This window comes from Thermus albus, from assembly GCF_022760855.1.
GTDB classification, from domain to species: domain Bacteria; phylum Deinococcota; class Deinococci; order Deinococcales; family Thermaceae; genus Thermus; species Thermus albus.
In genome coordinates this window covers 350,042-374,646 of the sequence record NZ_JAKTNR010000001.1, presented here as the reverse complement: position 1 = coordinate 374,646, position 24,605 = coordinate 350,042, and the positions used below count along the sequence as shown (strand labels likewise).

Annotated in this window: 25 protein-coding genes and 1 riboswitch; of the genes, 20 read left to right on the top strand and 5 right to left on the bottom strand. The window is 63.6% G+C overall.

Annotated features, from left to right (window positions below; genetic code table 11):
* Positions 1-161: helix-turn-helix domain-containing protein (locus L0D18_RS01860; RefSeq protein ID WP_243027042.1), on the bottom strand; the 161-nt coding region annotated here is incomplete at its 3' end.
* A gap of 346 nt (positions 162-507) precedes the next feature.
* Here L0D18_RS01860 and L0D18_RS01855 point away from each other — a divergent pair.
* The 10 genes from L0D18_RS01855 (at position 508) to bfr (ending at position 11,097) form a co-directional block, all read left to right on the top strand.
* Positions 508-1,824: a S8 family peptidase gene (locus tag L0D18_RS01855; RefSeq protein ID WP_243026993.1), complete on the top strand. Its 1,317-nt coding sequence runs from the start codon at positions 508-510 to the stop codon at positions 1,822-1,824.
* Positions 1,825-2,870: 1,046 nt separating this feature from the next.
* Entirely contained in the window at positions 2,871-3,071 is a 201-nt protein-coding gene (locus tag L0D18_RS01850; protein WP_243026992.1) for a hypothetical protein, read from the top strand.
* 117 nt (positions 3,072-3,188) lie between these two features.
* A complete protein-coding gene (locus L0D18_RS01845) occupies positions 3,189-3,842 on the top strand; it encodes a LamG-like jellyroll fold domain-containing protein (RefSeq protein ID WP_243026991.1) in 654 nt (217 codons plus the stop codon).
* A gap of 2,304 nt (positions 3,843-6,146) precedes the next feature.
* Positions 6,147-6,584 carry a hypothetical protein gene (locus tag L0D18_RS01840; protein WP_243026990.1) on the top strand — a complete coding sequence of 146 codons (438 nt, stop codon included), beginning with the start codon at positions 6,147-6,149 and terminating at the stop codon, positions 6,582-6,584.
* A 61-nt stretch (positions 6,585-6,645) separates the two neighbouring features.
* Positions 6,646-7,473: a carboxylating nicotinate-nucleotide diphosphorylase gene (gene nadC, locus L0D18_RS01835; RefSeq protein WP_243026989.1), complete on the top strand. Its 828-nt coding sequence runs from the start codon at positions 6,646-6,648 to the stop codon at positions 7,471-7,473.
* A gap of 25 nt (positions 7,474-7,498) precedes the next feature.
* Positions 7,499-7,765, top strand: coding sequence for a ribbon-helix-helix domain-containing protein (locus tag L0D18_RS01830; RefSeq protein WP_243026988.1), 267 nt, complete (start codon positions 7,499-7,501; stop codon positions 7,763-7,765).
* The gene (locus tag L0D18_RS01825) at positions 7,749-8,150 is read left to right on the top strand and encodes a type II toxin-antitoxin system VapC family toxin (RefSeq protein WP_243026987.1); all 402 of its coding nucleotides are present in this window, start codon (positions 7,749-7,751) and stop codon (positions 8,148-8,150) included. The genes L0D18_RS01830 and L0D18_RS01825 overlap by 17 nt, the downstream gene beginning before the upstream one ends.
* Positions 8,151-8,152: 2 nt before the next feature.
* Positions 8,153-9,076 (top strand): quinolinate synthase NadA, encoded by a 924-nt coding sequence (nadA, locus tag L0D18_RS01820; RefSeq protein WP_243026986.1) that lies wholly within the window; start codon positions 8,153-8,155, stop codon positions 9,074-9,076.
* A 20-nt stretch (positions 9,077-9,096) separates the two neighbouring features.
* The gene (nadB, locus tag L0D18_RS01815) at positions 9,097-10,602 is read left to right on the top strand and encodes an L-aspartate oxidase (protein ID WP_243026985.1); all 1,506 of its coding nucleotides are present in this window, start codon (positions 9,097-9,099) and stop codon (positions 10,600-10,602) included.
* A gap of 18 nt (positions 10,603-10,620) precedes the next feature.
* Complete coding sequence (gene bfr / locus L0D18_RS01810) at positions 10,621-11,097, top strand: bacterioferritin (protein WP_243026984.1); 477 nt, start codon at positions 10,621-10,623, stop codon at positions 11,095-11,097.
* 55 nt (positions 11,098-11,152) lie between these two features.
* On the opposite strand, the gene L0D18_RS01805 is transcribed toward bfr, so the two are convergent.
* A complete protein-coding gene (locus L0D18_RS01805) occupies positions 11,153-12,067 on the bottom strand; it encodes a tyrosine-type recombinase/integrase (RefSeq protein WP_243026983.1) in 915 nt (304 codons plus the stop codon).
* Between the two features lie 221 nt (positions 12,068-12,288).
* On the opposite strand from L0D18_RS01805, the gene L0D18_RS01800 reads away from it, so the two are divergent.
* The 3 genes from L0D18_RS01800 to L0D18_RS01790 all read left to right on the top strand — a co-directional run bounded on the left by L0D18_RS01800 (position 12,289) and on the right by L0D18_RS01790 (position 14,646).
* On the top strand, positions 12,289-12,837 hold the full coding sequence (locus L0D18_RS01800) for a hypothetical protein (RefSeq protein ID WP_243026982.1): 549 nt from the start codon (positions 12,289-12,291) through the stop codon (positions 12,835-12,837).
* Between the two features lie 67 nt (positions 12,838-12,904).
* Positions 12,905-13,576 carry a response regulator transcription factor gene (locus tag L0D18_RS01795; RefSeq protein ID WP_243026981.1) on the top strand — a complete coding sequence of 224 codons (672 nt, stop codon included), beginning with the start codon at positions 12,905-12,907 and terminating at the stop codon, positions 13,574-13,576.
* The gene (locus tag L0D18_RS01790) at positions 13,573-14,646 is read left to right on the top strand and encodes a sensor histidine kinase (protein WP_243026980.1); all 1,074 of its coding nucleotides are present in this window, start codon (positions 13,573-13,575) and stop codon (positions 14,644-14,646) included. The genes L0D18_RS01795 and L0D18_RS01790 overlap by 4 nt, the downstream gene beginning before the upstream one ends.
* Positions 14,647-14,881: 235 nt before the next feature.
* Here L0D18_RS01790 and L0D18_RS01785 read toward each other — a convergent pair whose 3' ends face one another.
* A complete protein-coding gene (locus L0D18_RS01785; protein WP_341474580.1) occupies positions 14,882-15,298 on the bottom strand; it encodes a DUF4143 domain-containing protein in 417 nt (138 codons plus the stop codon).
* A gap of 156 nt (positions 15,299-15,454) precedes the next feature.
* A riboswitch (Fluoride riboswitch) is annotated at positions 15,455-15,516 on the top strand.
* A gap of 42 nt (positions 15,517-15,558) precedes the next feature.
* Between L0D18_RS01785 and L0D18_RS01780 the strand changes: the two genes are divergently transcribed.
* From L0D18_RS01780 to L0D18_RS01750, 7 genes are all read left to right on the top strand, one after another.
* On the top strand, positions 15,559-16,719 hold the full coding sequence (locus tag L0D18_RS01780) for a cation:proton antiporter (protein WP_243026978.1): 1,161 nt from the start codon (positions 15,559-15,561) through the stop codon (positions 16,717-16,719).
* Positions 16,720-16,792: 73 nt separating this feature from the next.
* Positions 16,793-17,212 carry a universal stress protein gene (locus L0D18_RS01775; RefSeq protein WP_243026977.1) on the top strand — a complete coding sequence of 140 codons (420 nt, stop codon included), beginning with the start codon at positions 16,793-16,795 and terminating at the stop codon, positions 17,210-17,212.
* 382 nt (positions 17,213-17,594) lie between these two features.
* Positions 17,595-18,056, top strand: coding sequence for a hypothetical protein (locus L0D18_RS01770; protein WP_243026976.1), 462 nt, complete (start codon positions 17,595-17,597; stop codon positions 18,054-18,056).
* 150 nt (positions 18,057-18,206) lie between these two features.
* Positions 18,207-19,325, top strand: coding sequence for an MFS transporter (locus tag L0D18_RS01765; protein ID WP_243026975.1), 1,119 nt, complete (start codon positions 18,207-18,209; stop codon positions 19,323-19,325).
* 3 nt (positions 19,326-19,328) lie between these two features.
* Positions 19,329-19,970: a hypothetical protein gene (locus tag L0D18_RS01760; protein ID WP_243026974.1), complete on the top strand. Its 642-nt coding sequence runs from the start codon at positions 19,329-19,331 to the stop codon at positions 19,968-19,970.
* Positions 19,971-20,412: 442 nt separating this feature from the next.
* Positions 20,413-21,537, top strand: coding sequence for a polysaccharide deacetylase family protein (locus L0D18_RS01755; protein WP_243026973.1), 1,125 nt, complete (start codon positions 20,413-20,415; stop codon positions 21,535-21,537).
* A complete protein-coding gene (locus L0D18_RS01750; RefSeq protein WP_243026972.1) occupies positions 21,534-22,535 on the top strand; it encodes a DUF5009 domain-containing protein in 1,002 nt (333 codons plus the stop codon). Before L0D18_RS01755 ends, L0D18_RS01750 begins: the two co-directional genes overlap by 4 nt.
* Before the next feature lie 3 nt (positions 22,536-22,538).
* Here the strand turns inward: L0D18_RS01750 and L0D18_RS01745 are convergent, their stop codons facing one another.
* On the bottom strand, positions 22,539-22,766 hold the full coding sequence (locus L0D18_RS01745) for a Sec-independent protein translocase subunit TatA/TatB (protein ID WP_243026971.1): 228 nt from the start codon (positions 22,764-22,766) through the stop codon (positions 22,539-22,541).
* A gap of 290 nt (positions 22,767-23,056) precedes the next feature.
* Positions 23,057-24,604, bottom strand: coding sequence for a 5-oxoprolinase subunit PxpB (gene pxpB / locus L0D18_RS01740; RefSeq protein ID WP_243026970.1), 1,548 nt, complete (start codon positions 24,602-24,604; stop codon positions 23,057-23,059).
* Position 24,605: the final 1 nt, after the last annotated feature.

The following is a 24,605-nucleotide window of genomic DNA, read 5'->3' as shown; positions in this document are numbered from 1 at the left end:
GCCTTCTTGTAGGCCTCTCTGCGTTCCCGAAGTGCGGCATTGTAAAGCTGACGGCACAAGGAAAGTACCTTTTCCAGGTCTCGCTTTTGGGGTTTGGTGGGGTAGAGACGGTACTTGAAAGCCTTTCTGAGCACCGTACCTCCATACCCATGGTAGCACATCTGTTGCTGTTGCTTTGAGACCATAAACCAAATAAAACTCCGCGTGTGGGGGGCTAAGCGACCTTCGGTCCCATGTAGCTTCGCTGACCCATGTATCCCCGGTTTCAAAACCGGGGGATTATAGCCCCCCACACCCCCCTTTCTCTAACCCCCTAAGGGTTAACGGGGCCAGCCGTTCAGGCCCCGTTAACCCCCTTCCGGCTACCCTTCGCCAATGGAGGTGGGTGCGAGGTTGGGTAAAGAAGGCGCCAACCAACCCTGGGTTCTCCCAGGGACGCCCCCTAGACCATGCCCTTAAGCCTGTGGGACCTGGAGGGATACAATCTCTTCCTAAGCGAGGTGGAGGATGCGCAGAGTCTGGTTTTTATTGCCCTTGCTCTTGCTGGCATGCGGTCCAGCGGGCCCGAGCCTCACCCTCTTCCCGAGCCGGGCCTTGGTGGGGGAGGAGGTGGAGGCAAGCCTTTCCGGGATGACGGCCCAGGGGGCCCGGGTGTGGGTGGGGGAGGCCGAGGCCCAGGTCACCTCGATTGAGGCCAGGCGGGTGCGGTTCCGGGTTCCTGAGGTGCCTGGTGGGCCCAAGCCCGTGCGGGTGGTGGCGGGAGGCCGGGAAGCCCGGAGAGAGCTCGGGGTGCTGGGGCAGGTGGACCCTAGCCGGGTCCTCCTCCGGCTACCCTTAGGCCAAACCCCTAGGCTTCCCGCAGGCTTTACCCTTTGGCGCCGGGACGATCTGGCCGGCTGCGGCTTTGCCCTGGCGGAGCTAGGGTACACCGGAAAGGAGCTGGGGAAAGCCCTGGAGGAGCTCGAGGCCCTGGACCCCAGCTACAAGGCGGACCCGGAAAGCCTCTGGAGCCTGGGAGGCATCAGCGGCGGCGAGGCCGTGGGCGCTTACCGGGCCCACCGCCGGGGGTGGACGGGCCAGGGGGTCAAGGTGGCGGTCCTGGACACCGGGGTGGACCCCGCCATTCCCCAGCTCCCCGCCTACGACTTCGTGGAGGACGACCCCACGCCCCAGGACGCCTTTCCCGGGGGGCACGGCACGGGCGTCGCAGGCCTGGTGAAGGAGGTAGCCCCCGGCGCCGAAATCCTTCCGGTCCGGGTCTGCGACGAAAACGGGGTTTGCCGGGCCAGCCGGGTGGTGCGGGGGGTGTGCTGGGTGGTGCAAAACCACCAGGGCCCCACGGTCTTGAACCTCAGCCTGGGTGGGGACACCCCGGTGGAGGCCCTTAAGCTCGCCTTGCAGGCGGCCTTGGACCAGAGTATCCCCGTAGCCGCCGCCGCGGGGAACCAAGGAAACCAAGGAAGCCCCACCCATTACCCCGCGGCCCTTGACCTACCGGGCCTGGTGGCGGTGGGGGCTCTGGAAACCACGCCCAGCCCTCCAGGCTGGCAGCCCGCCCCCTATAGCACCCAAGGGGCCTACGTGGACCTGGCCGCCCCGGGCACCGGCCTAAACTGCACGCTTCCCGGGGGTGGAGTGGGGAGTTGCACCGGCACCTCCTTCGCCACCCCCCTGGTGGCGGGAGCCATGGCCCTTTGGCTCCAGGCCAACCCTAACCTGACCCCATCCCAGGTGCAGCAGAATCTCGTGCAGCACGCCGAGTCCTTGCCCTACCCGCCCCAGGCGGTAGGGGCCGGGATGCTGGACCTAAACCAGGCCCCTTGAAGCCCCCTTTCTACCCCCGGGGGCCTGGCCCCCGGGGGGTTACTCATGGAGCGTTCAGGGTGCGTTAAGACCCCCTTGGCTATCCTGGCACCCGGAATCCCCTGAAAAGGCGATTCCGGAAAGGAGAAGCCGTGAAGAGGATCGGCCTTTTAGGTCTTTTGGCGCTGGTCCTTCTGGGGCTTGCGGGGTGTGGAAGCGCCTTTTTTAGCGCAAGTCCTTGGGAGGAGGTAATAGATAGCGAAGACATGGTAGCTACCCAAGCCTTGGCTTTAGCGGATCAGGCGGAAGCCTTCCTGGCCGCGCAGTCCTTAATCCCCCAAGATGCCTCAACCCGACCCGTTACCGTGGCCCGGGATAGCGAGGGCATAACCGTGTTAGCTCTGCCGCGAGCCTATGAACCCCCCCAGACCCCGGAGGATCTGGCCCACACTCCCCTAGGGCTTGTGATCAAATGCAAGTCCACACCTCCCATTCACTGCAGTAGCGGAGCGGGGAAGATAGAGTCCCAGAGTGGGCGCTATCAGGTTCGCTGGACATGGAGGAGTATGGATGGAAGCCCGCGTGAAGAGTTGGTATCCGCAGAGGTGGAGGTGGGTTCCCAGGGGTATGATCCCGCAGCGAAACCGCGCCTAAGCTACAACAGGATTGGATTGCTGGGCTTCTGGGCAGATTCCCTTATCCAGTGGCCTTTTTTTGTGCACATCGCAGCTCCCTCACCCTCGCGCGCCGAAGCGCCTGCGGAATTCATAACTCCTCGGGACCCCACTCTTCCTTTCCTGGAAGCCTTAAGGAAGGCCTGCTGCGGCCTACCCACAGACTACCCCAAGATCTGGCCACCCGCGATACTCCTGAGGGAAGACATCGCCTTAGCCTTCATTCCTCTCCAGAATCCGCGGTTGGCAACGGCATCTTCTCCGGACGACTTGCTAAATGAGCCCTTGGGCCTACTCTATTTGCGGCAGGCCAGTAAGGGCAAGCTTACCAAGGCCGATGCTTCCAAACTTCTGATGTTGAGGTTAGTCCGTGAGGAGCCTGATTGGATGCTTATGGCTACCGATCTCGCTAACCCAGGCCAAACCCTGCGCTTCCTGGTGGGTCAGGTGGACTGGTGTGATGGTTGCTTTGGTCAGGATCCTCCTCCCCGGTACCTGGGGATTGAAGACCGTTTGAACGGTTCCCCGCTAGTGCACCTTCAGGTAGGCCCTCTCATGTTGCGGGGGATTGAGAAAAAGGACATCCGCCGCTAGGAGGAAGCCATGTTTCGGAAGATGGCTTATGCTTTGCTCTTGATCCCGATTCTTTCAGCATGCACGGGCCCGCAGATGGTCTGCAACACTCCAGTTTGTCCCATTGCTCATTGGCCCTTGAACGAAACCGCGGGTACCAGCGTGGCCGATGTGGTGCTGAACCCCATCTTGAACACGGGAACTGCCATGCCCGGGGCTATTGGGGGTTTTCCCACTGCCACGGGTCCCTGGGCAGTCGCAGGCCATAGCAATGGAGCCCTTTACTTCCCGGGCGACGGGGGCAGGTACGTTAAGGTACCCAGCACCCCAGACCTAAATACGGGCTATGGTGGCCTCCACCTCGAGGCCTGGGTGGCTCCGGTGCAGTGTGGGGCAGGGGCCTACTACCCCATTCTGGACAAGTGGGACACCGCCTCCCAAAACGGATATTCCCTGTACCTGGAAGGGATGGGTCCTGGGCAGGTGAGGGCGGTGTTGCGGATAGGCACGAGCACCTTCACGTCTACCACTCTCTTCCCAGCCAACTTTGACCCTAGCACCAGCAGCGGTACCTGGACCCATGTGGCGGTCACCCTGGATGGTCCTTATAGCAGCTTCAAAGTGAACGGTAGCCCAGCAGGCACCTTTACCGCCCCTACCGGAACCACCACCAACAACCTGGAGCTTTGGTTAGGCGCCTTGCATACCGCGCCAACGGGGCTTTACCATTGCGAGATCGCCTTGGATGACGTAATCCTTGGTGAGCTCAACCCCACCTATAGCCAGCAGTAGAAGCGCTGCGGAGGAAGCCATGAAGTTCAAGCGTCTAGGCATGGGCATCGCAGGGATCCTTCTCCTGGTTCTTGCGGGATGCGGGGGTAACCCCCTTGTTCCCCTAACAGTGGACCTTATAGACGGCGTAGGCCAGCCCCTCCAGCCCCTGGCCGCAGCCTGGCACGCGGGGCCTCCTCCTTCCACCCCAGGTAGTCCTTGGATGGCCTTGCCTACAGGCCAAAGCAGCTGGAGCCTGCCTTTGCTGGCCAACACCCGGTTCCAGGTTGCCTTTCTTTGCCCCGGGACGGGGGGTAGCCAGTTCTATGTGAGCCTGGACCTGGTCCGCAACGAACTGGGGTCGCACCTTAGGGTGCACTGCCCTAGGGTTTACGCCAGTCCGTTTGCGCCTGTGAGCGGGAGTGTAACGGGAGCCTCCCTTACCGCCGGTTGGGTGGCGGCTGAAGGGGTTAGTCAGCCCCTTACCGGCACGAGTTACGGGCCCCTAAACGTGCCGCAAGGAGTTAGGGAAGTCGGCGTCTACGGCACCGACAGCAATGGGGTGCCCTACTTTGGTCGGTCCGGTCCCGTCAACGTTGCCCCTGGCGGGAGTACCGTCAATGTGAGTGTTAGCCCAGTGGCGGGTTCTCTAAGCGTTACCGCCAACATGGGATTCCATTCCGCCGCCAGCTTAGTTCTTGGCAGCTTTGTGCAGCTACCGGTCGTGAGCTGGTTTGCTGGTAATCCGGGGTCCCTAACGCAAAGCGTTCCACGTCCTACCCTTTCCGGCGCGGATTACCTCCAGTTCTGGACGGAACATGTGAGCAGCTGGGCCATATGGCGTTACGATCCCAGCGACCCTGCGGTAGCACCGGGAGCGTCGCTGAACCTCTACGTTCCGCCCCTCAGCCTATCGGGGAACCAAACCCATGGCCCCAACACCCTACCCACCTTTAGCAACGTCGCTTCCTCTGGGTTTTCTCCCGGTCTGAACCTCTTGGGCTACGCCATTCTGCTGGCCGAACCCGGGGTACGGTACTGGCGCCATTTCATAAGCCCAGGAGCTTTGGGGAACGTCACCACCTACTACCTAGACCTGCAAACTGCTTCCGGATTCGCTGGGGTGGTACCCAGCCCAGGAAGTAGCGTACAATTGCTGGCCACAGCTTTTGCTGGCAGCCAGCCTCCTGCTGTCGGTGCCCCCAGTACCCTACTGGGCAACTTGTTGAGCGCCAAACCGCTTCCCAGCGAAACCATCCCCGGCCATAGCCTGTTTTTGGACAGGGCCTGGCCTGTCCACCTCGAGGTGGCCCCCTCGGTAACGTCGTTCACCTGGTAAAGCCCCTTACTGCGTCGTTCCCGTGGCCTTCTTAGCCACGGGAATGGTTTTGCCTGTGCGTTCAGGGTGCGTTAAGACCCCTTGCGTCATATTACAAGTGGAATCCCCTAGATAGGAGATTCCGGAGAGGAGTGGCTATGAGGAAGCTTAGCCTTTGGTTTCTAGGCGCGGTGGCTCTTCTAGGCCTCGCAGGATGCGGGGGTGGCACCCTCCCACCTCCCGGCAGCATCACCCTCACCGTTACAGATAGCCAGAACGTGGGGTATGCGGCAGCATATCAGGTAGGAAGTGGACCCTGGACGGCATTCTCTCCCAACAGCACGCACACCTACACCTTTAGTCTTGGCGGCAACAGTAAATATGGCGTAGCCGTGCGTTGCAATTCTGTTGTCCCAGGTAACCCACCCGAAGTTCATGTTATCCAGGCCACCAACGCTGAGCTGGCCAACCCTAAAGTTACCTGTAGCTCCCCGAGCCCCAGCACGGTAAACTATACCCTCACCGTGGATGTTACCAACGTCCCAGGTGTGATGAGCGGCGATCTAGTTTTGGTTAGCGGCCAAGGCTTCCAATCACCGGGCTCAGTCAGCCAGTCTGGAAGCAGCTTTACGGCAACGGTTAACCTAACCGCCCAAGCAGGGAGCCAGGATCTGCTGGTGGCTGTGTGGGATTCGTCTTCAAGCTCACCCCCCAGGGCGGCGAAGGTCTTGCGGAGCGTAAACATTAGCGGCGGGGGCTCGAGTTCAGCAACTTTCATGTCTGCAGATACCCTACCCTCAGCGAGCGTTTCCGTGGGCCTTCCATCTGGCTTTAGCCCCACCTTTGGCCAAGCCCAAGTTTACTATCTTAGCACCGACAACAAGGGGTGGGGATTAGTGGGTGGCGCGAGTGGGACCACAGCTCTCAACTTCCCCTACCGGCCAGTGGCGGGGTTTGCCAGCGGGGATCGCTACGTAGCCTTTGGCCTGGCTGGTAACGCTAGCAACGTGCTGGAGCGTTTTAAGGGTGCTGGCGGTGGGGCCATCACCCTGGCCTTACCGAACCCTTGGCCCGCCAATAGCCTGACTGTGACTTGCGAAGCTCATCCCACGGTAAGCGGGCTCAGTTACGCCGACCCGAACCTGAGAGCTTACACGATAGAACTTGAGAACTCTACTCTGATTTACCAGGTCACGCTGGGCAAGGGATGGCTGGGCAACGCTACCAGCTACACCGTTCCCGACCTTTCCTCCCAACTCGGCTATACGCCATTTGCGACCCTTGCAACGGTAAATGTTTCCATAACCGCCCTCCTTTCGCCAGCAAACGTCCTCAGCCTAGATGTCAATGACCCGGCTTCCTTTACCGCGACCACCGACATCTCCCTTGTCCACGCCACCGGCCAGTATACACAAAGCGGAATGGGCACCATAACCCTGCCCTAGGCGCCGTTGGCGGGAAAGCCAGGGTACCCGTGGGTATCCTGGCTTTTCTACAATAGGAGCCATGGTGCCTTTGGAAACCCTCAGGGCCTGGATTCAGGAGGACCTCGGCCACGGGGACCTCACCTCGGCCCTCACGGTCCCCGAGGACCTCCGGGGACAAGCAACCATCCTGGCCAAGGAGGAGGGGGTGGTGGCCGGGCTTCCCGTGGCCCAGGAGGTCTTTGCCCTGGTGGATGCCCGCATCGCCTTCACGCCCCTGGTGGAGGAGGGGGCCAGGGTGAGGCCCGGCCAGGAGATAGCCCGCCTTCAGGGGCCCCTAAGGGGCATCCTGGCTGGGGAAAGGCTAGCGCTGAACCTCCTTCAGCGCCTCTCGGGCATCGCCACCCTCACCCGAACCTACGTGGAGGCCCTAAGGGGGACCCGGGCCCAGGTTCTGGACACTCGCAAGACCACCCCCGGCCTCAGGGCCCTGGAGAAGTACGCGGTGCGGGTAGGGGGAGGGCGGAACCACCGCTTTGGCCTCTTTGACGGCATCCTCATCAAGGAAAACCACATCCGGGCCGCGGGAGGCGTGGGGGAAGCGGTAAGGCGGGCCAGGGCCCAGGCTCCCCATTACCTCAGGGTGGAGGTGGAGGTGACCAACCTGGCGGAACTAGAGGAGGCCCTGGAGGCGGGGGCGGACCTGATCCTCCTGGACAACTTTTCCCCCGAGGCCATCCGGGAGGCGGTGGCCCGGGTGGCGGGGCGGGTCCCCCTCGAGGCCAGCGGCAACATGACCCTGGAAAGGGCCCGGAAGGCGGCCGAGGCCGGGGTAGATTTCATCAGCGTGGGGGCCCTCACCCACTCCGCCAAGGCCCTGGACCTCTCCCTCCTGGTGGTGCAGCCATGATGTTGGGGTATGATACCATGATGGCGTGGTGCGGACCCAGGTCCAGCTCACGGAGGAACAGGCCCAGCGCCTCAAGGCCTTGGCCCAGGAGGAAGGGGTATCCCTGGCGGAGCTGGTGCGGCGGGCGGTGGAAGCCTACCTCCAGGAAAAGGAGAACGGGGGTTTTCTGAGCGGGCGGGAGCGGGCCCTGGCCGCGGTGGGCTGCTTTGCCTCGGGCCTTAAGGGTGTCGTGAGCCTGGAGCACAACCGCTACCTGGCCATGGGTGAGGAGAACCTTGGCCGTCTTCGTTGACACCTCCGCCCTTTACGCCCTCCTGGACCGGGATGACGCCCACCACCTCGAGGCGGCCGAAGCCTTCCGCCACCTTCTAGCGGCCCGGGAACACCTGGTAACCCACAGCTATGTGGTGGTGGAAAGCGTGGCCCTGGTGCAGGGCAGGTTGGGCCTCGAGGCGGTACGGGTTCTTGGCCACGACCTTTTGGGTGTAATCCAGACGGTCCCTGTGGATGGGGGGCTGCACCGCATGGCCCTCACCGCCCTCCTGGCCTCCCGAAGGAAGGACCTAAGCCTGGTGGACTGGACCAGCTTCTTCTTCATGCGGGAAAGGGGTTTGCGGAAGGCCTTGGCCTTTGACGAGGGTTTTTGGGAACAGGGCTTTAGCCCAGCGAGCGGGTAAAGATGGAACCAGAGAAGCTCAAGGAAGAGGTACTCCGCCTGAAGGCGGAGCGGCAAGCGGTCATTCTGGCCCACTCCTACCAGCTTCCGGAGGTGCAGGAGGTGGCGGATTTTGTGGGGGACTCCCTGGGCCTAGCCCGGGAGGCGCAGAGGACCCCGGCCAAGGTCATCGTTTTCGCTGGGGTTCACTTCATGGCGGAAACCGCCGCCATCCTGAACCCCGAGAAGACCGTTCTCCTCCCCGACCTGGAGGCGGGTTGCTCCTTGGCGGACAGCATCCGCCCCGAGGACATCCGGGCCTGGAAGGAGACCCACCCCGACGGCCTGGTGGTGGCCTACGTGAACACCAAGGCCGAGGTGAAGGCCCTGGCGGACGTGTGCGTCACCAGCGCCAACGCCGTGGAGGTGGTGGCCCGCCTCCCCAAGGACCGGCCCATCTTCTTTGTGCCCGACATGTTCCTGGGGGCCCACGTGGCCCGGGTCACGGGTAGAAGCCTGGACCTTTTCCCAGGGGAATGCCATGTGCACGCGGGCATCCGGGAGGAGCACTTAAAGGCCCTCCTGGAGGCGCACCCGGGAGCGGAGTTCATGATCCACCCGGAGTGCGGGTGCGGCTCCAGTTGCCTCTTCCTCAAGCCGGATGCCAAGATGCTCTCCACCGAGGGCATGGTACGCTACGCCAAGAAGGCCGAGGCCAAGGAGTTCGTGGTGGCCACCGAGGTGGGCATCCTGCACCGCCTAGCCAAGGAGGCTCCGGGCAAGGCCTTCATTCCCGTGAAACCGGATGCGGTCTGCGAGTACATGAAAAAGATCACCCTGGAGAAGGTATACCGCTCCCTAAAGGAGATGCGCCACGTGGTCCGGGTACCCGGGGAAGTGGCGGAAAAGGCCCGGAAGGCCCTTTCCGCCATGGTGGCCGTAGGCTAGGGCCAGGAACGAAAAAGCCCATGGAAACCCTTAGCGCCGATCTCCTCATCCTGGGTGCGGGCATTGCGGGCGTCTACGCCGCTTTGGCGGCGGAGGCGCAGGGGGCCAAGGTCCTCCTCCTCAGCAAAGACCCCTTGCCTTCAGGCTCCACCTCCTGGGCCCAAGGGGGGGTGGCCTTTCCCCTGGACGAGGCGGACCTCGAGGCCCACCTGGAGGATACCTTGAGGGCAGGCCGGGGCCTGGTGGAGGAGGCCGTGGCCCGGTCCATCCTGCAGGAAGCCCCGCGCCACCTGGAAAGGCTTCTTTCCCTGGGGCTTCCCTTCCACCCCGAGCCCACCCGGGAAGGGGGGCACTCCCGGGCCCGGGTGCGGCACCTGGGGGGGGACCGAAGCGGTCTCTTCCTCCTCCAAGGGCTCCTCGAGCGGCTTAGGAGCCCGGTCCTCGAGGGGTACATGGCGGTAAGCCTTCTCCTGGATGGGAAAAGAGTGGCGGGGGCTTTGGTCCTGGGACCCGAGGGGCTACAAGTGGTACGGGCCGGGGCGGTGCTTCTGGCCACGGGAGGCCTGGGGCGGCTTTTCCCGGTGACCACCAACCCCGAAGGGGCCACGGGGGACGGGATGGCCCTGGCCTACCAGGCGGGGGCCGCCCTAAGGGATCTGGAGTTCGTCCAGTTCCATCCCACCGCCCTTCCCGATGGGAGCCTGGTGAGCGAGGCCTGCCGGGGGGAAGGGGCCATCCTCATCAACGCCCAGGGGGAGCGGTTCATGCCCTGGTACGACCCCTTGGCCGAGCTAGCCCCCCGGGATGTGGTGGCCCGGGCGGTGCACCGGGAGGGGGAGAGGACGGGCGGGGTCTTCTTGGACCTCAGGCCCATCCCCAACCTGGAGGCCCGCTTTCCCACGGTGGTGGCCGCGGCCCGGGCCCTGGGGTTGGATCCCCTTAGGGAGCTCCTGCCCGTGGCCCCGGCTGCCCACTACGCCATGGGGGGCGTGAAAACCGACCTTCAAGGCTACACGGGGGTTCCCGGTCTTTATGCCGCCGGGGAGGTGGCCTCCACGGGCTTCCACGGGGCCAACCGCCTGGCCTCCAATAGCCTTCTGGAGGGGTTGGTTATGGGGGAGAGGGCGGCCAAAGCCGCCCTACAGGACCTCGCCTCCTCTAAGGCACCGGAGCCCCTTCCCGCCCACCTCCTGGACCCCATCCAGGGGGAAACCTTACGCCAACGGATGGGCCAGGTGGCAGGGGTGGTGCGCCGGGGAAAGGACCTGGCCCAGGCCTTGGCTTGGGTGGCGGATCTTCCCCGCAAAGAGGCGATCCTGGGTCCCCAAGGAGGGTTCTCCCGTCTGCGCCCAGCTTTGGAGGCGGGAAACCTGGCCCTCCTGGCCCGGCTTCTCCTGAAGATGGCCCTAGCGCGTGAGGAAAGCCGCGGAGCCCACTTCCGCGAGGACTTCCCCACGGAGGGGCCAGAGGCCTACCACCTGGAGGCCCAAGGCCCTCACCTTCGCCGGGTTCCGGTGGGGGTATAATGCCCGTGGAGGTTCCCTATGAAAGGCCATCCGGATGTGATCCAAAGCCTTCAGGAAAGGCTTTCCGAGGAACTAGCGGCCATTTTGCAGTACATGGTGCACGCGGAGATGGCGGAGAACTGGGGTTTTAAGGCCCTGGCCCGGCACCTCAAGGCCCACGCCATCACCGAGATGCGCCATGCGGAGAAGCACATTGAGCGGATCCTTTTCCTGGAAGGCTTTCCGGAGGTAAGCCGGATTGCGGAGATAAGAATAGGCAAAAGCGTGGAGGAGATCCTCTTTAGGGACTACGAGGGAGAGCTCCAGGCGGTGAAGGGCTACAACGAGACCATGAACCTAGCCCAAAGCCTGGGGGATAACGGCACCCGGGACATGGTGGCGGAGATCCTTAAGGACGAGGAAGGGCATGTGGACTGGCTCGAGGCCCAGCGGGAGCTTCTTAGCCAAATGGGCCTACAAAACTACCTGCAGTACCTGGCAGGGGAGGCAGAGTAGATGATCTAAGCGGGATGAGGGGGGTATGGATGGCCGCACACCCTTGTCCTTTGGCCTAGAGTTCGGGAAGCCTCGAGGCGGCTTCCCTCAGCCGTTCCCTGGAGGCGTGCAGGTAAATCTGGGTGGTGGCGATGGATTCATGGCCCAAGAGATCTTTGACCGCATCCAGCTCCACGCCGTTTTCCACCAGCAAGGTGGCGTAGGCGTGGCGGAGCTTGTGGGGGGTAAAGCGCCTGGGGTCCAGCCCGGCCTGAAGGGCGGCCTCGCGGAACTTGGCCTCCACGTACCGGGCGGAGGGCACCCGGCCCTTATGCCGACCATGGGAAAAAGTGAAAAGCGGAACATTTCCTTGGGGTGGGCCCAGTTCCAGGAGCACCTCCCAGGCGGTTTTGGAAAGGGGCACGAGCCTCTCCTTATTACCCTTGCCCACCACCCGGATGGCGACGGGGTGACGCCCTTCCAAAAGGACGTTGCGCCCCTTTAGGGAAAGGGCTTCGGAGATGCGCAGGCCGGTGCCGTAAAGGAACCGGGCGAGAAGGCTCAGGAGTCGGGCTTCCTTTTCCCCCTCAAAGGCCTCGAGGAATCGCCGGAGTTCCTCCGGACTGGGGTGCAAGGGAAGCCGGCGCCCCGCCTTGGGCCGGCCAATGCCCTCCGTGGGGTCTGACACCGCCTCGCCCTGCACCTGGGACAGGTAGCGGTAATAGCTGCGCAAGGCGGCCAAAAAGCCCTGCACCCTCCTTGGGACCCAGCGCTCCTTGAGGAGCAGGGCCCGCACCGCTTCCGGGCCTGGGGGCAGGTTTTCCGCCTCGAGGAACCGAAACCAGAAGGCTAGGTCCTGGAGGTACCGGCGGACCCCCCGAGGGGAGTAGCCCCGCTCCAAAAGGAGGTATTCCGCATAGGGGGCCAGGCTTTCAAGGGCCTTATCGGGCCTTTTAATGCCCAGGGTTTTCCAGATAAGGGCTAGGGCCACGGGGCGATTATAACATATGCGCGAAATGTACCTTTCGCGAAAGAAATGTGGATGTACTTAGTCACACTCACTCTAGACTAGTATAAAAGCGCCTCCATGGTGTATCACCTTTGCGTTCACGTTGTATTCACCTGGCTGGACTTCTAGATTCACCCGTCTACTCCTACGCTTAAACCGACCCTGGTTGAGACCATCCTCCAGGGTCAGCAAGGAGGCGGATCATGAAGGGCAAAGCGTGGATAGTTCTCGCAGGACTGGCGGTGGTAGGGTTAGCGTTGGCTTACGGGCCCAGGGCTGGCATGGGGGCACCTCAGCTAGGGGTGACGGCGGGGCTTGCGGGCACCTTGCATGATGAGGTAGCCGCCCTTCTGGGCATTACCCCGGAGGAGTTGATCGCCTTACACCAAGCAGGCAAAACCTTGGCCCAAATCGCCCAGGAACTGGGGGTAGACCCAGCCAAGCTGGAAGCTCAGCTGGTGGAGATCCGTAACACGGCCATAGACGAGGCGGTGAAAGCCGGCTCCCTCAGCGATGCCCAGGCCGCCCTGATGAAAGCCCGTACCCAGGCCGTGGTCCGGGCCATGCTCCAGCGGGAAATAGGGCCAGCTTCGGGCTTCGCCTATGGGCCAGCCCAGGGGGCCCAGGCCTACGGCCGGCGCACCAGCCAGCCCGTGGCCCCTGGCGCACCCCAGGGTCCCGGCTATCCCACCTGCCCGTACTTTCCCCAAGGGGGTAGCTTTGGCCCCTTCGGCCCCCGCTGGGGTAGGTAAAGGCTAAAGGCGAAGGGCAAGGTTCCCTGTCTAGGGGGGCCTTGCCCTCTTGCTATAAGCTAAGCTCATGCCCGGCGAGCTGGTCCTGGTGGTGGAGGATGAGCCCCAAATCGCCGATACCTTGGAGCGCTACCTGCGGGCCAACGGATTCCGTACCGAGCGGGCAGGAGATGGGGAAAGGGCTTTAGAACTCTGGCGGCGCGCCCGGCCCGACCTGATCCTCCTGGACCTCATGCTGCCAAAGCTGGATGGTTTAGAGGTTCTGAAACGTATCCGCCTTGAGGACCGCACCCCCGTCCTGATCCTTACCGCCAAGGCCGAGGAGGTGGACCGCCTTTTGGGCCTCGAGCTAGGTGCGGATGACTACGTGGTCAAGCCCTTCAGCCCCCGGGAAGTGGTGGCCCGGGTCAAGGCGATCCTCCGCAGGACCCAGGGCCTGGTGCGCCCGCCCAGCCATGTGCAGGTGGGGGCCTTGGAGATAGACCTGGAGGCCCTTCGCGTCCGTTGCCGGGGGCAGGACCTCACCCTGACCCCCTCGCAGGTGCGCCTCCTCTACCTCCTTGCCACCCGGGCAGGAAGGGCCCTCACCCGGGAAGAGCTGTTGGCGGGGTTGGGCACCGAGGCCGAGGAACGTACCGTGGACGCCCACATAAAGAACCTGCGGGCCCGCTTAGGACCCTGCTCCCTTATGCTGGAAACCATCCGGGGCTTTGGGTACCGATTGCGGGAAGAGCCATGAGCCTTACCGTACGGCTTGCCTTATCCATGGCCCTGGTAGCCCTCTTGGTGGCGGGGTTATCCGGGTTTTTGGCCTACCGGGCAGCCTCGGGACACCTGGAAAGGGCCCTGGCCCTGGGTGCGGGACCAGGGAATCCTCTGGCCCCCCGGCCGGGGCTTCACCAAAGGCGGATGCTGGCCGAACTGAGGTCCTCCGTTGCCCTATCCGCAGGGGCTGCCATGCTGTTGGGCTTGAGCGCGGGGACCCTGTTGGCCTTGGGCCTTGTCCGTCCGGTACGGGAGCTATCCCGGGTGGCTGAGGCCTACCGGCGGGGAGAGCGATCCCGCCGCGCCCAGGTAAGGGGCAAGGATGAGCTAGCCCTGCTGGCCGAAGGGTTTAACCAGCTCTTGGACGAACTGGCCCGCAAGGAAGCCCAAGAGAAACAGCTCCTCTCGGATATAGCCCATGATTTAAGAACCCCACTTGCCGTTTTGCAGGCGGATTTGGAAGCCCTGGAGGATGGGCTTCTTCCCTATAGCCCCGAGCATCTAAGGCGTCTTCAGGGAGAGGTGCGGCTTTTGGGGCACCTGGTGGAGGACCTGCGCCTTCTGACCCTAGCAGACACCGGTGGTCTGCACTTATCCCCCGAACCTGTAAACCCTTCCGTTTTAGCCGAGGCGGCCTTGGAGGCCTACGCCTCCCGGGCTAGCGCCAAGGGAATAAGCCTGAATCTCCGGGGCAAGGCTCCCTTGTGCCATGCCGACCCCCAGGCCATTCGGCGGGTGCTCAACAACCTCCTGGACAACGCCCTCCGCCATACACCCCAAGGGGGCACCATCACCGTGGAACTGGGGGAGGAGAGCACCTGGGTGCGGATAGCGGTCCGGGACACGGGGCCGGGGCTTAGACCCGGGGAGGAAGAAGCGGTATTCCGTCGCTTTTACCGCGGCGACCCCGCCCGCACCCGAGGAGGAAGCGGGCTTGGCCTAGCCATCGCCCGCACACTTGTGGAGGCCATGGGTGGGCGCATCCAGGCGGGCAATCATCCGGAAGGTGGAGCCGTCTTTACCATCTGGCTCTCCCGGGCCTAAGCCGCTTCCGGCCTGTTTACGGGAAAGGTTAAGGCACCTAGGCCAGTGTCGGTGGCACACGGGGCTTGGTGGTAAGCCATTAATCCGCTTTGGGGTAGGGACCCCAGAGCGGATTATACGCTTTGCCCCAAGCGGGCTCAGTTTTTCTCCAGGGCGGCGGGGTGGCCCTCGAGGGGTTTTCGCCCCTCTCCCCTATCCCCCACCCTTGGGCCTCGGCCACCTCCCCATGAGGCCCCTAAAGCCAGAAGTAGCCCAAGGAGAGGGCCGGGAGCCCCCGGCCAAAGGCCACCACTCCCTCCCCTGGGCAGAGGATCCCCCCGGGAGGAACCGGGCTTCCAGCCGGTCTTTGATGCGGGCCAAGGGGGCGAAGTCCTGAGGGCCCAGGATGGCCTTGGCCTTCGCCTCCAGGACCACTACCCCTTGGGGAAACTCCAGGCGGTTGATTTGGAGCAGGGGCCCTAAAGCGGAGGTCCGCCTCGAGGCCACCCGCCTCCCGGTAGTGGTAGAGGCGAAACCCCTCCTGGGCCGCCTGGAGCCGGAGCACCTCCCCCACCACAAATCCCTCCAACAGCTGGCCCCAGAGGGTTCCCTCCAGGGGCACCGCGGGAAAGCCGAGGAGATGGGCGGCCAGGCCCGAGTCCATCAGGTACACCTTGGGGGCCCTTCTTTATGTGAGATTTATCACGATTAAACTAGCACGTGAAACCATTACCACCCTGCTCACCCCCCAGCCCTCTCACACATGGCTTCCTTCCACCCCCCAACCGCAGACGGCCTTCACATTTCTTTCAGATCTCCTCACTTAAAATAGGCTCAAGGCGATGGGGCCCGCCTAAAACCGCCCGCAGGGCTGATGGCTCCTACCCAAAGGGGTAGGAGCCTTTTCTCCTACCCCAGAAAGGAGGAAGCCCGATGGACTGGGGTGTAGCGGCGGTCTGGATGGGTTTAGCTCTGGTGGCGGCTCACTTTTCCATTTGGTTTCGGGTCTCCGTAGCCCTAACGGAAATCCTGGTGGGCATAGCGGCAGGCGCCCTGCTGGGTAAAGGAATCCTTCACAGCGAAGCCCCGTGGGTGACCTTTCTGGCAGGTGCGGGAAGCGTGGTCCTCACTTTCCTCGCCGGGGCTGAGCTGGAACCGGAGACCCTGCGGAAAAAATGGAAGGAGGCATTTGGCATAGGCCTAGCGGGTTTTTTCGCACCTTTCCTGGGGGTGGCCCTTTTGGCCCACACCCTGCTTGGTTGGGACCCACGGGCCAGCTGGCTTGCGGGTATTGCCCTGTCCACCACCAGCGTGGCCGTGGTCTATGCGGTGATGCTGGAGTTTGGCCTGAACAAAACCCCCTTTGGCAAAGTGATCTTGGCCGCCTGCTTTGTGAACGATTTAGGCACCGTTCTGGCTTTGGGCCTGCTTTTTGCCCCTTTCGGATGGGGCACCCTGGTCTTCGCCTTGGGCCTAGGAGTCGGACTCTACCTCCTCCGCTTTACCGGGGCCTTCTTCGCCCGTTATGGCGGGGGAACCTACGAGCTTGAGGCTAAGTTCTTACTCTTCGCCTTGTTCGCCTTGGGAAGCCTAGCCGCCTGGAGCGGCTCCGAGGCGGTTCTGCCCGCTTACCTCATAGGCATGGTCTTGGCTGGAACGGTGGGCAAGAACCACGGTTTGATCCGGCGTCTAAGGACCCTTACCTTTGGTCTCCTCACCCCCTTTTACTTCCTAAGGGCGGGGAGCCTGGTGAGCCTGCCGGCACTGGTGGCTGGTTTGGGTGGCTTTCTCATCCTCCTTTTGGCCAAGATGGGCACCAAGGTCCTTGGCGTGTATCCCACCACCCAGCTCTTCCGTTACGGGGGAAGGGATGCCGCCTACACCACCTTACTCATGTCCACGGGCCTCACCTTTGGTACCATCAGTAGCCTCTATGGCCTAACCCACGGGATCATCTCCGAGGAACAGTATTCCCTTTTGGTGGCGGCGGTCATCGCCAGCGCCGTGGTGCCCACCTGGATCGCCAACCACTTCTTTTTACCCCACCACCACATGCAAAGGACCGAGGTCCAGGAGGTGGCGGATGAGGTCTGATGCTAGCCCAGGGGCAGGGGGTAGTTGGATTTTCCTGCTGGGAGGATAGACGAGGAAAGGTAGGTGAGAGGATATGTTCCGTAAGATCCTTGTGGGATACGACGGTTCGGAGCCCGCCAAGAAGGCCTTGATGGCAGCTTTGGAGCTGGCCCAGGCCTTCCGCGGGGAGGTGCTGGCCCTGGCGGTGGTACGGCCGCCGGAGTTTGCGGAGCTGGGAATGGAGTTGGAAGGGGTTCTGGAGGAGGCCAAAGGCCCCCTGGCGGAGGCCTTCCGGTTTGCCCAGCGGGAAGCGGCGCGCCGCGGCGTGGTCCTGAGGACCCGCAGCCAAGTGGGCCATCCCGCCGAAACCTTGATCAGGGTGGCTGGGGAGGAGGGCTACGACCTCATTGTCCTAGGGCGAAGGGGTCTTACACCGGTGCAGCGTTGGATGTTGGGTTCGGTTTCCGAGCGGGTTCTCCGCTATGCCCCCTCCGCGGTGATGGTGGTGCACTGATGGAGCCACTGCCTCCTTGCCCCTATCGCCGAGACGGCCGCTGCAGCGCCGAGGGAGATCGCCCCATCACCCGGGAGGCGTGCCTATCCTGCCCTATCCCGGAGGCCCTGAGCCACCCCCAAGCGTGCTTGTACCTGGTCCCTTTCCGCGTGGATGGGAAGGCCCTTTTTGCCTGCCGCTTCACCTTCACCTGGGCCCGGGAACCCGCGGTTGGGGATTGGAGGCGCCTTTGCCCTTGCCCCTACTGGTTTCCCCGGGCCCCGGAAGAAGCGTGGATCCACGATCTCCGCGCCCTCCAAGACCGCTACCGCAGGGTGCTTCAGGGGGAGGAACCCAGGTTTGCCCCCCCGGCACCCCTTAAGCCCCAAGGCCCCAAAAGGGAATGGAAAAGGAGGTGGCCATGGTGCAAAGGCTAGTCTGGGTGGGCCCCGAAGACCTTTACCGCACCTTGCAACTCTTGTCCCACGGGCCCCTCCCCTTTCCCCAGGCCCTGGAGTCCTTGCGCCACGTTGTGGACGATCCCCTGGAATCCCTCCTCCTTGCTGAGGAGGTGGGGCTCTGCCAACAGGAAGGCCTGGGCTTCAGGTTAACCGAGGCGGGGGAGGCCTGGCTCAATAGCCCCTGGGAGGTTCCCTCAAAGCTTCACCTCTTTCTGCTTGAGAACCTCCCCTTTCCCGAAGCCCTGGATCTGCTCATCGACCACGGCCCTACCCTGCCCCTGGTAGCCCTTTTGCCCCTCTTTCCCAAAAGCCCAAGGGGGGAAAAGGCAGCCCGGGCCTTGGCGGAATGGGGTGCCCTCCTCGGCTACTGGGACCTGGTGGAAGACCGCATAGAGCGGTGGTAACATGCCAATCCTGATCCTGACCGGCCTTCAGAACAAAATCCGTACCATCGGGAATACGTGTACCAAGCCTTTTCCCACCCTAAGGCGGTGGCGCAAACGACGAACCACCCCTTGGAAGACGGGAAAAGGGTACCGCTTGCTGGAGGAAGAATGGGCTTAGCCTGGCGGTTTGTAATGGCCATAGGCTTCGTAAGCCTTCTTTCCGACCTTACCTACGAGGGCGGCCGAAGCATCTCCGGCGTCTATTTGGAGACCCTGGGGGCCTCCGCGGTTCTGGTGGGTTTCGTAGCGGGATTTGGCGAGTTCCTGGGTTACCTGGTACGCCTCGCATCCGGACAGCTTGCTGACCGCTTCCGTTTGCACTGGCCTCTCTTGTACCTGGGTTATGCGGTTAACCTCCTTTCCGTCCCAGCCCTCGCCCTAGCCCAGAATCCGGCCGGCGCGAGCCTCCTTATCTTTCTGGAACGCTTTGGCAAAGGGCTGCGCACCCCAGCCCGTGACGCCCTCCTAGCCCGGGCGGGTGACGAGGTAGGCCACGGTAAGGCCTTCGGGGTGCATGAAACCTTAGACCAGGTGGGGGCTTTCCTAGGGCCCCTAGTGGTGGCTTTCAGCGTGGCCCTGGGGGGTTACCGGTTGGGCTTCGCTTCCCTCCTTCCCGCAGCCCTTCTGGCCTTGATGCTTCTTTTTAGGGCAAGGGGCCTCGAGCCCAGCGGGCACAAAAGGCCCCAGGCCCTTTCCCTGCCCCCAGGCTTCGCCCTCTACCTTGTCTACAGCGCCCTTTTCGCCATGGGGTTCGCCCACTTCCAACTCATCGCCTTCCACCTGGGTAAATCTGGCGCCGAGGCGGCGTACATACCCCTCTTCTACGCCCTTGCCATGGGAGCCGACGCCCTTTTCGCCCTTCTCGGAGGGCTGGCCTTTGACCGCATCGGCCTTAAAAGCCTAACGGCGGTCCCTCTTTTGGCCCTGGCCGCCTCCACTTCCCTTTTGGGGAAGGATCCCGCCTTGTGGTGGGCGGGTAGCCTCCTTTGGGGCGGAGCTCTTGGGCTCCAGGAAAGCATCATGCGGGCGGGGGTAGGCCGCCTGGGTGGGACTGCTTCCGCTTACGGGCTCTTTGACACCGCCTTTGGCCTATTCTGGCTGCTTGGGAGCATCGCCATGGGCTTTCTCTACGAAGGGTCCCCTTCCCGGGTTGTGGCCTTTTCAATCCTGAGCGAAAGCCTGGCCCTCCTGACCCTCTTGGCGCTTCTGGCGCGCCTAAGACGGTAAACCATGTGGCCTTTCCAAAGAAAACGCACCAAGCCCCTCCCGCATCCCGCCGAGGACCCAAGCCGTTTGGCGGAGGCCATTAAGGAGCTCGAGGCCCAACTGGCCAAGGCGAAGGAGGAGATTGCCCTCCTTCGCTCGCAAAACCACCGCCTTGCGGAAGAGGCCGCACCTGCCCTCAAGGAAAACGCGGTTTTGCGCTACGAGCTCTTTAAGTGTCAAAGCGACCGGCAAGTGCTGGAATTCCACCTTTCCGGCCTCCGGGCCGAACTGGGCGGGGCCTTGGCCCTGCTGGGCCGGCTCGCCCCGGGGGAACCCCCTAAGGCTTCCGAACGCTGGGAAGAGGCCTTGCTCCTTGCCTTTTTGGAGGTTCTAGAGGCGGCTCGGCGCCTTGGGGCCAGGGTGGAAGGGCTTTACGAGGCGGAGGTGCTAGCCCTTCGCCTCCTGGGTAGACCCTTCCACTTTGACCCCGAACGCTTCCTCCTGGCTCGGCTCGCGGGCATCCTGGCCGCCTTAGAAGGGCGGCTAAGCGAAGCCCTGAGGAAGGCCGAACGCCCGGGGGAAGCCCTGAAAGCCTTTCCTGAGCCCCTGGAGGAGCTCAGGCGGCGCCTAGCCCAGGCTATAACCGAGGATGCCGGAGGCGGATAGCCGCCCCTACCACCCCACCTTGGCCTGCCCCAGGATGGAAGCTGCGCCAGTCCTGGGGTAGCGGAAACTTCGAGGGGGCTTAGGACTAAAGGGCCTCCGGGGAAACACCGGCACGGGCGACACCCCCTCTGGGCGGGAAGGGGGTGTCACCTCCTGGAGCCACGTTGCGGTCATGTGGCGAGCTTGGCGCCCCAGGAGGCCCCACAAACCGGGGGTAGAATCCGGCTTGGGAGCGTCCCGATAAGTGCTGTGGATGGATGGCCCCCTGGGGCCCTTTTGGAACAGGACCCGAAGGGTCCTTGGGCGCTACACCCCCCTAGGGGGGACGTCCGGCTCCACCACCCCCAGGTGCCCAGTGGCCAACCAAGGGACTCGCGGCCCCCTCCCACGGATGGGTCACCACGGGCTAGCGGTGAAGGGGGAGGCCTAATAGGCTGTAACCATGTGGTTTCCTCTCCTTGCCCTAGCCCCCATTCCCTATGTGGAAGGAGCCGCCCCACCCAAGGCACTTCCGGCGGAAAGCCTCCCGGCGCTGGTTCTCCACCTGCCCGGCCTGGTCAAGGCCAACTACCTGGACAATGGCCACATAGAGGTGGCCCAGCTCCTCCTTCAGGTTCCCGGTCCGGTGACCCCCGAGGACCTTTTACACCTGGCCCAGAAAGCTTTAAAGGAGGCCATCGAGGCCCGTCCATCCTTAGCCGAGGTGGACCTTAGCCTTTACCCCGCCCCCTACGCCTTCAACACCGAGCTCCCCCTCTTCACGGCCAGCGTGCCCCGGGGACGGGTTCAGGAGTTCCTCAGCCTGAGGAAGCCCTTTGGCTACGAACGCCTCTGGCTCAGATCGGGCCACGCTCCTCTAAAACCCCAAGAGGAGATCCTGGAGGACTGGCCCCGCCTCGAGGGCCCTGAGGCCTACCGCGCCAAGGAGAAGGCGGAGCAACTCCTGTCCACCCGGACAGGGTTCCGAGGCAGCGTCCTTTACCACGGGAACCCCCTTCTTCCCTATGCGGCCCTCACCTTTGACGACGCCCCCCACCCCCTTTTCACCCCCCTCCTCCTGGACCTCCTCAAGCGACTGGGGCTCAAGGCCACCTTTTTTGTCATAGGCAGGAACGCGGAAGCATACCCCTATCTGGTACGGGACCTGGTGGCGGCCGGGCATGAGCTCGGCAACCACACCTACCACCACCTAAGGCTCCCGGGTCTCCCCGAGGAGGAGATCCGCCAGGAGATCCTCCAGTGCAACCGGGTCCTGGAGCAGATCTCCGGTTCCCCTCCCCACCTCTTCCGGCCCCCTGGGGGCAGGTTCAACCGCACGGTACTTCAAGTGGCCAAAGACCTTGGCCTAGTCACGGTCTTCTGGACCGACGACCCCGGAGACTATGCGGGGTTGCCCCGGCCCGTGCTGGAGTCACGGCTTCTCGGTCACCTTCGGCCCGGAGGGATCATTCTCCTTCACGACAACGTACTCGCCACCCTGCGGGTCCTCCCCCACCTGGCCCATAAGGCCCACACCCGGGGCCTCACCCTAGGCCCGGTGGGCGGGTTGCTGCGTGCCCTGCGATGACCCCCCAAAGGCACCTGGCTTTGGACGCCTTCCGAGGCCTCACCGTCTTTCTCATGCTCCTGGTCAACAACCTGCCGTCCACCGCCCCCGCTTACCTGGGGCATGGTCCTTTCGGCCGAAGCCTCTACCTGGCCGACTGGGTGTTTCCCTGGTACCTCCTGGCCATGGGAACCGCCATACCCTTCAGCCGTGCCCATGCCAGGCGAAAGGGAATGCCGGAGTGGCGCTACGAGCTCAGGATCCTGCGCCGGGTAACCTTGCTCTTCCTCCTGGGCCTTGGCCTCACAAGCCTTCAGGCGGGTCGCTTGGTGTTCGCATTGGACGTGCTCCAGCTCCTGGCCCTCGCTTACTGGATGGGGGCCTGGTTTTACGATCTACCCCCGCTCCGCCGCACCCTCCTAAGCCTTCTACTCCTGGGCGGTTATGGCGCGGCCATTCTGGTGGTCCCCATTCCCGGGGTATCCCCTGGTACCTTTACGGAAGAACAAAACCTTCTGCTCCACCTAAACCGTACCTACCTAGCCCCCTTAGGCCTAAGGGGACTCCTTTCCGCCATCCCTACCGGGGCCTTCGTGCTCCTCGCCACCCGCCTAGGGGAGACCCTGCAGATAGGTAAACCCCTATGGCCCTGGACCTTTGGGGCGCTAGCAGGGGCAGCCCTAGCCCTTCCCTTCCTCCCCCCCGATAAGACCTACTGGACCCCCACCTACCTCCTCCTGGCCTTGGCCTTAGGCGGTTTCCTCATACAAATCCTTAGGCATCTTCCCCCCACCTGGCTTTCCCCTTGGCTACCCCTCGGCAAGAACCCCTTGCTGGCCTACATCCTGCCCGTGGCCCTTAAGCTCTCCCTCCTCAAAGGGTTCTTGGCCTGGCTGTACGGCTCGGCCGCCCTCCACTGGGGTCCCCTAGGCGGCTATGGGGTTAGCCTAGCCTATGTCGCCCTGTGGTGGCTGGTGTTTGGGATCTTGGACCGGTTGGGAATCCACCTGCGCCTTTAACCCCTAGGTCCGGCCGGGCTTGTCCTCCTTGGGGGCCACCCCCGGCTCCAGAGGCTTAGCCGCTTCCTCCTTTTCCTCCTTCCTTATCTCCTCGCTGATGCCCTCCACGCTCTTCTTAAACTCCCGCACCGACTGGCCCAAACCCCGGGCCAGCTCCGGCAGCTTCCTCGGGCCCAAAAGGAGCAAAGCCACCACCAGGATGGCGATCAACTGGGCAGGGCTATCGATCATAGCCTTTAACCTACACAGAGAACCTGAACGCCAGCTGAAGGGGGAAATGCCCTGGGAAAGGCCCAAGGCAGGCCCAGGAATAGGGCCAGGGCCGCGACCTAATACCCTTTTCTCGGGTTTCGTCCCCCGAGTTCCACCCAGATGACGCCCATCCAAGGGCTTCCCCGGGGCCCCCACCCTGGCTTGCGCCAGGGTGGGGGCCCCGGGAAAGCGGCGCCGAAGGGGAAGACTCCTGGTGCCCAAGCCCGCCCGCAGACCAACTGGAGCTCCCTTCTGGTGAGCCTCAAAGGCTACCCTCCCGGGAGCCTTTCCACGGGGGAGAGGGTACCTCCTCCCTGGCAGCCAGGCTCACCCATGAAGCGTAACACCGCCCCGGGCCAGGCCTGGCCCAAAAGCCAAAGGTCCTCGGCCCTAACCCGGGCCGGCTTGGCGTAACCTCCCAGGCTACCCTTGTCCGCCAAAAGCACCAGGGGCCGACCCGATGGGGGAACCTGGATGCCCCCAAGGGGGGTAGCCTCGGATAGACCCTCCCCACCGGGCACTTCCGGACCCTGGAGCTCCAGGCCCATGCGGTCCGCCCGGACAACCCAAAACGGGGCCGAAAGGAGGGCCTGTAGGGCCTCCTTGCTGCACTGGGGCCCGGGAAGAAGCCGGATGCGTAAGTCCTCTGGCAAGGGCCTTGGGCTGAAGGACCTGCCCGGCCGCACCCCTTTCGCCTCCTGGAGCCCCAGCACATCCCCTTCCCTTAAGGGCCGGCCCACCCGGCCCCTGAGGTCCGGGGAGACAGAGCGGAGGAAGGGGCGGGCCTCGAGGCCCCCCGCCACCGCTAAATACGCCCTCACCCCCCGCCCCCAAGGCCGGAAGGAAAGGGTTTTCCCCCTTGGCCAAAGAAAGCTCTGCCCCGGTGGGATTTCTTCCCCATCCAAAAGGGCCACGAACCCGTAGCCCGCAAACCCCACCACCAGGTCCTCTAAGGCGGTGAGCACCGGGCCCCGGTAGGCCATCTCCAGGAGGGGTGTTCCCGGAGGGTTTCCCACCAGCCGGTTGGCCAAAGCGGCGGAATAGGGATCCAAAGGCCCCGAACGGGCCAGGCCCAGATGCCCCGCCAGAAACCTTCCCTGGTCCACCACCAGGTCCATGAGGCCCGGTTCCTCCACCCGGAAGGCGGGAAGCCTGGGTTCCCCGGGAAGGAGCTCCAAGGGGGCAGGTTCCGGCGGTGTTGGCCCCGCCGCCTCCCTAAAGCGCACCTGGTCCCCAGGCCTTAGGAGAAAGGGCTCTTCCCGGTGGGGGTCGTAGACCGCCACCAAGGCGGTGCCCAAAAGATGCCAGCCTCCTGGGGAAGGCAGGGGGTAAATGCCCGTCTGTGGCCCAGCCATGGCCACGCTGTGGGCGGGGACCCGGGGCCTGGGGTGGGGGCGCCGAGGTAAGCGCAAGGGCTCCGGCACGGGGGCGAGAAAGGGAAATCCGGGGGTGAAACCCAGGGCATACACCCGGTACTGTGGCGCCTGGTGTAGGCGTTTAACCTCCTCCAGGGAAAGCCCCGTGCGCCTAGCCACCTCCAAAAGGTCTTCCCCGTCGTAACGCACGGGGATATCCACCACCCGGCCCTCCTCCTCCCCCGTCACCTCCATGTGGGAAGCCAAGCGGCGTAGAAGCCTTAGGAGCCTTGGACGGGTAAGCTTTTGGGCGTCAAACTCCAGGTACAGGGTGCCGTAGGCGGGGATGGCATCCAATAGGCCTTCCGGAGGGGCCTTGAGGAGAAGCCGGGCCAGGGCCTGGGCCTGGAGGTTAGCCTCCCGGGAAAGCCCCTCCCCGAAGACCAGGTAAAAACCCTCCACC